Origin of the sequence: Lapillicoccus sp. (genome assembly GCF_025353065.1) — a bacterium.
GTDB lineage: Bacteria > Actinomycetota > Actinomycetes > Actinomycetales > Dermatophilaceae > Lapillicoccus.
Window position 1 is genome coordinate 1 of sequence record NZ_JANXRJ010000268.1, and the last position, 9,171, is coordinate 9,171.

Annotated in this window: 9 protein-coding genes; 2 read left to right on the forward strand and 7 right to left on the reverse strand. The window is 72.6% G+C overall.

All coding sequences use genetic code 11. The features are described from left to right. Positions 1–55 precede the first annotated feature (55 nt). The gene (locus Q0R63_RS19505) at positions 56–1,513 is read right to left on the reverse strand and encodes an RNB domain-containing ribonuclease (RefSeq protein ID WP_295701103.1); all 1,458 of its coding nucleotides are present in this window, start codon (positions 1,511–1,513) and stop codon (positions 56–58) included. Between the two features lie 129 nt (positions 1,514–1,642). Between Q0R63_RS19505 and Q0R63_RS19510 the strand changes: the two genes are divergently transcribed. Further along, on the forward strand, positions 1,643–2,407 hold the full coding sequence (locus Q0R63_RS19510) for a peroxide stress protein YaaA (protein WP_295701106.1): 765 nt from the start codon (positions 1,643–1,645) through the stop codon (positions 2,405–2,407). Beyond that, positions 2,362–3,498 carry an SLC13 family permease gene (locus Q0R63_RS19515; RefSeq protein ID WP_295701108.1) on the forward strand — a complete coding sequence of 379 codons (1,137 nt, stop codon included), beginning with the start codon at positions 2,362–2,364 and terminating at the stop codon, positions 3,496–3,498. Before Q0R63_RS19510 ends, Q0R63_RS19515 begins: the two co-directional genes overlap by 46 nt. Here the strand turns inward: Q0R63_RS19515 and Q0R63_RS19520 are convergent. From Q0R63_RS19520 to Q0R63_RS19545, 6 genes are all read right to left on the reverse strand, one after another. Next, positions 3,495–4,700 (reverse strand): O-succinylhomoserine sulfhydrylase, encoded by a 1,206-nt coding sequence (locus Q0R63_RS19520; RefSeq protein ID WP_295701110.1) that lies wholly within the window; start codon positions 4,698–4,700, stop codon positions 3,495–3,497. The genes Q0R63_RS19515 and Q0R63_RS19520 overlap by 4 nt on opposite strands. Before the next feature lie 14 nt (positions 4,701–4,714). Beyond that, positions 4,715–5,128: a rhodanese-like domain-containing protein gene (locus Q0R63_RS19525; RefSeq protein ID WP_295701113.1), complete on the reverse strand. Its 414-nt coding sequence runs from the start codon at positions 5,126–5,128 to the stop codon at positions 4,715–4,717. Beyond that, complete coding sequence (locus Q0R63_RS19530) at positions 5,125–5,769, reverse strand: C4-type zinc ribbon domain-containing protein (RefSeq protein ID WP_366521179.1); 645 nt, start codon at positions 5,767–5,769, stop codon at positions 5,125–5,127. The genes Q0R63_RS19525 and Q0R63_RS19530 overlap by 4 nt, the downstream gene beginning before the upstream one ends. A 110-nt stretch (positions 5,770–5,879) precedes the next feature. Continuing rightward, a complete protein-coding gene (locus Q0R63_RS19535; RefSeq protein WP_295701116.1) occupies positions 5,880–6,794 on the reverse strand; it encodes a Nif3-like dinuclear metal center hexameric protein in 915 nt (304 codons plus the stop codon). Positions 6,795–6,864: 70 nt separating this feature from the next. Further along, a complete protein-coding gene (locus Q0R63_RS19540) occupies positions 6,865–7,674 on the reverse strand; it encodes a PIG-L family deacetylase (RefSeq protein WP_295701118.1) in 810 nt (269 codons plus the stop codon). Between the two features lie 171 nt (positions 7,675–7,845). Next, a partial coding sequence (locus Q0R63_RS19545) for a glucose-6-phosphate dehydrogenase (RefSeq protein WP_295701120.1) occupies positions 7,846–9,171 on the reverse strand: 1,326 nt, incomplete at its 5' end.

The following is a 9,171-nucleotide window of genomic DNA, read 5'->3' on the forward strand; positions in this document are numbered from 1 at the left end:
CTCAGCGCCAGACCACGACCTCAGCGGGGCGGGGACGGGTTCGAAGGCGAGGCGATCAGACGATGACGAGGTCGACCGTGCTCGTGGCGACCTCGGCCGCGTCCACCCGTACCCGCACCTGTGAGCCGAGCGCCGCACTGCCCGAGGCCCGTTCGACGATCGCCGGGTCGGTGAGCTGGACGACGACCTGGCCCTGGCGGTCGGCGTCGACGACGGATGCGGCGAAGGTCTCGCCGACGTGCTGCACCATCACCGCCGCCTCCACCGCGTCGGTGCAGGCGCGGTCGACCGCGTGTGCCTTGTGGTCGCCCGACCTCATCAGGTCAGGCAGGGCGGGCAGCGCCTCACGGACCCAGTCCGGCACCGGCTCCTTCACCGCGAGCGCAGCGCACACGACCAGCCCGAAGCGGTCGACGAGCCGCCGCAGCGGCGCTGTGACGTGGGCGTAGGAGGCGGCGACCGCGCCGTGCAACGGCTGCTCGGGGGCCGCGCCGTCGAAGGGGGTGTAGCTCGCACCCCGGAACAGCGCCGTGGCCTCGTGGATCAGCGCGAGGTGCTGGGGGTTGTCGCGATCGAGGCGGCGCAGGAACTCGCCGTAGGGCTCCCCCTGGGGCCACTCGATGCCGAGCCCGCTACTCTGCCGCCGGAACCGTGCGACCGCGCCGGCGTCCGGCGGCGGCATCGTCCGCAGGATCCCCACTCCGCCGCGGAGCATCAGCGTCGCCGCGGCCATCCCGGTCATCAGGGAGATCTGCGCGTTCCAGTCCTCCGCGGCGAGGGGAGGTCGGAAGGAGACAGTGAAGTCTCCGCCCTCCTGCCTCACCTCCTGCTCCGGCATCGGCAGGCTGGCCCCACCACGCTTTCGTTCCAACGCAATTCGTTTCTCCCCCACCTCCTTGAGCAGGACCAGCCGCTCGTCGTCGGTCCCCGCGTCGACGGCCTGCTGCACGTGGTCGTAGTCGAGCCGGTCGACGCTGCGGACCTGCGCCCGGTAGAGGGCGATGCCGGTCTCCGCGACGTCGCCGTCGGCGTCGAGAGTGAGGTCCCAGACGAACGCCGGCCGCACCTGACCGGGCAGCAGGCTCGCGGCGCCCTCGCTCAGCTCCGGCGGGTGCAGCGGCGACCGGCGATCCGGTGCATAGATGGTCACCGCTCGCCGGCGGGCCTCCGTGTCGATCGAGCCACCCGGCGCGACGAACGCCGGCACGTCAGCGATCGCGTAGCGCACGCGGTAGGCGTCGCCGGCCCGCTCGATGTGCAGAGCCTGGTCGAGGTCCATCGATCCCGGCGGGTCGATCGTGCAGAACGGCACGGCCGTCTCGTCGCGCTCCGGGAGGGTGACCGAGGCCGCGACGGTGAGGGCCTCCTGCGTCACCTCCGGCGGGAAGTCCTGCGGCACCTCGAGCTCGATCCGGATGGCGTCGAACCGGGCCAGCAGACCCTGGGGATCGGCCGCCACCGACGAGACCGGGACGGCCGGTGTGGTGCGGTAGCGGATGACGTGTTGGGCCATGCCGCCACTCTAGGCACCCGGCCACGTGCACCGACGTCCGCGCGGACGCGACATCGGTGTCGCGTCGGTGCGGACGTTGCCTGACGCCCGACAGCAATGTGCCGTACGGCAACGGTTAGCCTGCCGTCCGTGCTCATCCTGCTGCCGCCGTCCGAGGGCAAGACCCCGGCGGGGCGGGGACGTCCGCTCGACCTCGGTGCCCTCTCCTTCCCCGAGCTGACCTCCACGCGGCGCGCCGTCGTCGAAGCCGTCGCCGCCACGAGCACCCGCCCCGACGCGCACGACCGGCTCGGCGTCTCCCCCCACCTGGTCGAGGAGGTTGCCCGCAACACCCGGCTCCTCACCGCGCCGACGGCCCCCGCGGGCACGGTCTACTCGGGGGTCCTCTACGCGGCGCTCGACCTCGCGAGCATGGACACCGCGGCGCGCCGGCGGGCGAACCGGTGGCTCGTCGTCGTCTCTGCGCTCTTCGGCGCGGTGCGCATGGTCGACCGGGTCCCGGCATACCGGCTGTCGATGGCGGTCAACCTCCCCCCGCTCGGACCCCTCGCCGCGGTGTGGCGCGAGCCCCTGGCCGCCGTGCTGCCCGAGGCGGCCGGCCGCGGGGTCGTCGTCGACTGCCGCAGCAGCACGTATGCCGCCGCATGGGTCCCGCGCGGCCCCCTCGCGAGGCGCTGGGTGCAGGTCCGAGTCCCGGGGGCGACCCACCTGGCCAAGCACACGCGAGGCCTCGTGGCCCGGCACCTGTGCGAGGTCGGCCTCGACGCCCGCACCCCTCGAGGCCTCGCCGAGGTGGTGGGCCAGGCCTTCGACGTCGCCCTGACGGAGCCCACCAAGGTCGATCAGCCGTGGGTGCTCGACGCCTCGGTCCGGTCCCCCGGCGGCGGCCGATGAGCGCCGAGCTGGCTGACCTCGCCGGCCGGGTCGTCCCCGTCCTCGCCTTCCTTATCGCCATCACCGTGGTGGCCGAGATCGCTGACGCGGCAGGCGTGTTCGACGTCGCGGCCCACTGGGCGGCGCGCGCCGGGCGCCAGCGGGTCTGGGTCCTCTGGCTGCTCGTCGTCGCCATCGCCTGCGTCAGCACCATCGTCCTCAGCCTCGACACCACCGCCGTCCTCCTCACCCCGGTGGCGATCACCGTGGCCCGCCAGGTGGGGGTGGCGACGCTGCCCTTCGCGATGACGACCCTGTGGCTGGCCAACACCGCGTCCCTGCTGCTGCCGGTCTCCAACCTCACCAACCTCCTCGCCCTGCACCGCCTCGGCCAGCTCGGCGTCGGGCAGCTCGGCTACCTCCGGCTGGCGTGGGCCCCGGCCCTCGCGGCCATCGTCGCCACGGTCCTCCTCCTCGCGCTGCGCCACCGCCGGGCGCTCACGGGCCGGTATGCCCTGGAGTCGTCGCCCGAGACGCACGACCGGACGCTGCTGGTCGTCGCCTCGGTCTGCTGCATCGCCCTCGGACCGGCCTTCGTCGCCGGCCTCACCCCGTGGATACCCTCGGCGGCGGCGGCCGCGATCCTCGTCGGCACCGTGCTGGTCCGCGACCGCACCCTGCTGCGGCGGGTCTCGGTGCCGTGGCAGATGGTCATCGGCGTCAGCGTGCTGTTCGTCGTCGTCGACGTCGCGATCAACCACGGGTTGCGCGAGCTGCTGACCTCCCTTGTGGGGGCGGGCACGGGGGCCGGGGCGCTCCTCCGCGTCGGTGGTGTGGGGCTGCTGTCGGCCAACGCCGTCAACAACCTGCCGGCCTACCTCGCTCTGGAGTCGGTGTCCTCCGACGCGCCCGTGCGCCTGTTCGCGCTGCTCATCGGGGTCAACGTCGGTCCGCTGATCACCGTCTGGGGGTCCTTGGCCACCCTCCTGTGGCGGCAGCGGTGCCGCGCCGCCGAGGTCACCGTCAGCACGGCATACCTGGCCCGGGAGGGTCTGGTCTGTGCCGTCGTCGCCAGCGCGGCAGCTCTCGGCGCGCTCGTTCTCGTGCGCTAGGTCTCACGGCGCTGGATCCGAGCCAGCGCTCGGGTGATGTCCCCGACGAGGTCGGCGACGTCCTCGAGGCCGACCGAGATGCGCAGGGTGCCGTCGGTGATGCCGACGGCGGCGCGGGCTTCGGGGCTGAGCCGTCGGTGCGTCGTCGTCGCCGGGTGCGTGACCATCGACTTCGCGTCGCCGAGGTTGTTGGAGATGTCGATGACCTCGAGGGCGTTCATCACCCGGAAGGCCTCGTCCTTGCCGCCGTCGATGAAGAAGGTCACGACGGTGCCGCCGCCGCTCATCTGCGCCTTCGCCAGTTCGTGCTGCGGGTGAGACGGCAGGAAGGGATAGAGCACCGACGTCACCGCTGGGTGCTCCTCGAGGGCTCGGGCGAAGGTCAGGGCGTTGGCGGCCTGGCGCTCGACCCGCAGCGACAGGGTCTCGAGCCCCTTGACGAGGGTCCAGGCGTTGAAGGGCGACATCGCCGGACCCGTATGCCGCATCAGGTTCTTCACCGGTCCGCCCACGAAGTCGCGCGGGCCGAGGACAGCCCCACCGAGGACGCGGCCCTGGCCGTCGATGTGCTTCGTCGCGGAGTAGATGACGATGTCGGCCCCGTGCTGCAGCGGCTTCGAGAACACCGGGGTGCCGAAGACGTTGTCCACGACGACCTTCGCGCCAGCGGCATGGGCCAGCTCCGACACGGCGGCCATGTCGACGAGCTCCTGCATGGGGTTGCTCGGCGTCTCGAAGAACACCGCCGTCGTCGGCACGCTGAGAGCGGCGCGCCACTGCTCGAGGTCGGACCCGTCGACGAGGACGGACTCGACACCCCACCGCGGGAGGATCTCGTCGACGATGACGAAGCACGACCCGAACAGCGCACGCGAGCTGACGAGGCGGTCGCCCTGTCCGAGCAGCGCGGCGAGCGCGACGAAGACGGCCGCCATCCCGGAGGACGTCGCGAAGCAGGCCTCGGCCCCCTCGAGCAGCCGCAGCCGCTCCTCGAACATCCGCACCGTGGGGTTGCCGTAGCGGGAGTAGACGAAGCGGTCGATCTCCTCCTTGAAGGCGGCCTCCGCCTCCTCCGCGGTGGCGTAGACGAAGCCGGAGGTGAGGTAGAGGGCCTCGGACGTCTCGTCGAAGCCGCTGCGCGACAGGCCTCCCCGCACGGCCAGGGTGTCCGGTCGCAGCCCGGGCTCACGATCGTCGCTCATGCCGGTCACGCCTCTCAGCCCTGTCGCCAGGGCAGTCCGGCGGCCTTCCACCCAGCCACCCCACGGTGTCCCTCGTCGTCGTGCGGACCCTCGAAACCGTCGCTGATGTTGTATGCCGGGCCGAGACCTCGCGCGGTGGCCAGCTCGGCCGCTGCGGCTGAGCGCACCCCGCTGCGGCAGAGGAAGTAGATCGGCGTGTCCTCGCCGAGTCCGGCGCCCCGCAGCTGCTCGAGGAAGTCGGCGTTGCGGGCGCCGTCCGGGAAGGTCTGCCACTCGATCGTGACGACCCGCTTGCCGAGGTCCGTGAGGTCGGGCAGGCCGACGTAGGTCCATTCCGCCTGCGTCCGCACGTCGACGAGGACGGCGTCCGCATCGGCCTGCAGCGCGGCATACGCGTCGATGGGGCTGACGTCTCCGGCGTAGGTCATGACGCGACCGGGTGGGACAGCCCGGACTCGGCCGTGCGGACGAGGATGCGGCGGCACTCCTCGCAGCGCAGCACCTCGTCGTCGGCAGCGGCGCGGATGCGGTCCATGTCGCCCTGGTGGAGCTCGAGCCGGCAGCCGCCGCAACGGCGCTGCTTCAGCTCTGCGGCGCCCATGCCTCCGCTGCTGGCGCGGACCTTCTCGTAGAGCGTGACCAGGTCGTCGCCGACCTCGGGCGCGATGGCGGCCCGCCGCGTCGCCGACAGCTCGGCCTCGGCGTCGATCTCGGCGAACCTGCCGTCCCGGGCCGAGGCGAGCTCCGCGAGGGTGACGCCGAGGTCGGCCCGCGACGCCTCGAGCGCCGACAGCCGCTCGCCCAGGGACTCGGCGCGCTCCATGACGTCGATCTCGACGTCCTCCAGGTCGTTCTTGCGGCGCGCGAGCGACTCGAGCTCGTGCTGCAGGGCCTGGAGGTCCTTGGCGGTGCCCTGCCCGGCGTCCAGTCGTGCCTGGTTGCGGGCGGCGCGGTCGCGCACCAGCTGGACGTCGGACTCCGCCTTGTCGACGTCGCGCTGGATGTCGGAGACCGCGGTCCGGGCGTTGATGAGGTCGGTGTCGAGGAGGGCCGCCTTCGCCTCCAGCACCGCGATGTCCTTCAGCTGGGGCAGGGTCTGGCGGGCGTGCGCGAGCTGGTCGAGACGGGTGTCGACGGCCTGGAGGTCGAGCAGCCTCAGCTGGCTGGTCGGGTCGGCTTTCAGGGGGTACCTCCAGGTGGCGTAGGCGGCAGGGGCGTGGGCGGCAGGGGCGACACGGCGTTGGCCCCGACGACGAAGCTCCAGGGCTCGGTGCGCAGGGTCGAGACGTAGGTCTCCAACCTAGTGGACCCCTCGTCGCCCTCCTCCGGATCGGTGCTCGGGACGATGCCGAGCTCGACGAGCAGCGCGCGCCCGGCGACGGCCAGCCACGCCGACTCGCTCGCCCAGTGGCCGGCGTCGACGAGGTAGGGGCGGCCGTAGCGGGTCTGCTCGCGCTCCTCGAGGACCGGGTGGTGCCGCAGGTCGGCCGTGACGTAGACGTCTGCGGCGGCCGCCCGCACCGCCTCGAACCGGTCGTCGCCCGACCCCCCCACGACCGCGACGCGGGTCACCTGCGCGTCCGGGTCGCCGCTGACCCGGATCCCTCCGGCGGTCTGCGGCAGGACGCTGGCCAGCCGCTCGACGAAGGCCCGCAGCGCCATCGGGTGCGGGAGGTCGCCCACGCGGCCCACGGCACCCGGGCCGGTGGCGAGCGGCCGCATCGACCCGAGCCCGCAGGCGGCGCCGAGGGCGTCGCAGACGCCGGGGCTCGCGACGTCGGCGTTGGTGTGGGCGCAGTAGAGGGCGAGGCCGGCGAGGATCGCCCGCGTCACCGTCTCGCCCTTGGCCGAGGCCGTCGCCACGCTGCTCACCCCGCGCAGCAGCAGGGGGTGGTGGGTGACCAGGAGATCGGCGCCCGCAGCGACGGCTTCCTCGACGACGGCGAGGGTCGGGTCTACGGCGAGGTGCACGAGCCGCACGGGCTGCGCGAGGTCTCCGGCCACCAGACCGACCCTGTCCCAGTCCATCGCGGTCTGCGGCGGGTAGAGCCGCTCGAGGGCGGCGACGACGTCGGCGAGGGTCAGGTCCGGCACCCGGCTGACGATGCCATACCGACCGCAACGTCCGCACCGATCGCCCACCGGTGTCGCGTCGGCGCTGACGTCAGCCCTTCGGCTCGAGGAACCAGCCCTCACGCATACCGGCGTCGTGGCCGGGCTCGATGAAGTACTCGGTGCCGAACGCCATCGCGAAGATGTCGGGCTCCATCGCCAGCATCATCCCGACGTCGGACGTCTGGCTGGCGTGGCACGCGAGCGCCGCGCGCTTCGTGGCGACGAGGTCACCGAGCGGCACCGCCCAGTGGATCTCGGACTCGGGCATGCCGACGGGGTTGCCGTCGTCGCCCGGCCCGTCGGGGTCCCAGTCCTCGGCCATGCCGGCCGCTTTCGCCATCTCGAACATCGTGCGCATCCGGTCGCGGTTCATCGTCACCTCGAGGAGCCGGGGCCGACGGGCGACGAGCTCCAGCGCCCGCTCGGTCACGTCGTGGACCTTGACGTGGTCGGGGTGGCCGTAGCCGCCGTGCCAGTCGTAGCCGACCAGGACGTCGGCGTCCTCCTCGTCGAGGACGGCCACCAGCCGGGCGGCGGCCTCGTCGAGGTCGGCGCTGTGGAACGCGCCCGCGGCCGCGTTCTGCTCCCAGCCGGTCATGCCCGAGTCCGCGTAGCCCAGCCAGGCGATGCGCGCGGTGCCGGTGACCCGGCCCGAGGCCTCGGCCTCCGACTGTCGGCGGGCGACGACGGTCTCGCCCTCGGCGAGGTCGGCGGCCGGCTCGCCGTGGTCGCCGTTGGTGGCGTAGACGACGACCACCCGATGGCCTTCGCGGGCGGCGCGGGCCATCGACCCGGCGGTGCCGCTCGCCTCGTCGTCCGGATGGGCGTGGAAGAACACGATGGTGGACACGAATTCCATCCTGTCAGAGGGGACGGACAACGATTGACGAATCGCGGCCCGGGAAATGTGTCAGAGGCAGGCGAGTGGGTACCTCTCCCTCACGGTGTGACAACTCTCCCGGGAGACGTGTTCGCCCAGCTCCGGCGGTTTCAGCACACGAGACCGCCGGAGCGCCCCGGCACCCGCGGCTCAGCCGGGGACGGCCTCGGAGAGCCAGCCCACCCCGTCGGTGAGGTGCTCCGCCTCGCGCGGGCCGGACGACCCGGGCTCGTAGGGGATCGGAGGAGCCGTGCTGTCGACCACAGCCGCGGCCGCCGTCCAGGCGGACTGCAGCCCCGCGCTGCTGGTGAACAGCGACCGGTCGCCGACGGTGACGTCGTGGAGCAGTGAGACGTAGGGGGGCAGGGCCGCGCCCTCGACGACGCTCCCGAGGTCGAGGTCCGTTCGCGTCGGCACGAGGTTCAGCTCGGCCCCGGGCTCCTTGACGACGAGCTGCATCTCGATCGCCCCGGACCCCGACAGCGAGAGCTGGAGCATGCTCGAGTGCGGCGGCACCTGGGTCAGCGGCCCCTCCACGGGGCGCATCAGCAGGGTCACGACCTGCCGGTTCACCCCGAGCTGCTTGCCGCTGCGCAGCAGGAAGGGCACGCCGTGCCACCGGTCGGTGTCGACCCAGAGGCGGGCGGCGGCGAAGGTGTCGGTGGTGGACCCGTCCTTCACCTCGGGCAGCTCAGCGTACCCGGCATACTGGCCGAAGACCACGTCCTCCTCCTGGAGCGGCCGGAAGGCGGCCATCACGGACTCGCGGGCGTCCTGGAGGTCCTCGGCGGACATGCTCACCGGCGGCTCCATGGCCACCTCGGCGGCGACCTGGAAGAGGTGCGTCACGATCATGTCGCGGAAGGCACCGGTGGCGTCGTAGAAGCCGGCCCGGTCGGCGACGTCGAGGGTCTCGGGGACGTCGATCTGCACCTGGGCCACCGCCTCGCGGCACCACACCCGGTTCATCATCTCGTTGCCGAAGCGCAGCACGTGGAGGTTCTGGGTCGCCTCCTTCCCGAGGAAGTGGTCGATGCGGTAGACCTGCTCCTCCTCCATCACGGAGTGCACGAGGGTGTCGAGCTCGTGGAAGGCCTCGAGCGACGATCCGTAGGGCTTCTCGAAGACGACGCGGGAGTCCTGCACGAGCTGGTGCTCGGCCAGCCCCTCGGCCACCCGGGCGAACGCCACCGGCGGGATGGCGAGGTAGTGGACGTAGCGCGCGTCGGCGCCCACCTCGTCGTGCGACTGCTTGAGGACGTCGAGCAGGCTCCCGGGGTCGGACCTCTCGAAGCCACCCCCGGCGAAGCGCAGCCGTCCGGCGAAGTCGTCCCACTGCTTCTCGTCAATCTCCTTCGGGCCGAACTCGTCGAGCACCTGCCGCACGTGGGCGCGGAAGTCCTCGTGGGCGACGTCCCCGCGGCCGTTGCCGACGAGGTGCCACTGGTCGGGCATCAGGCCCCGCGTGAACAGCTC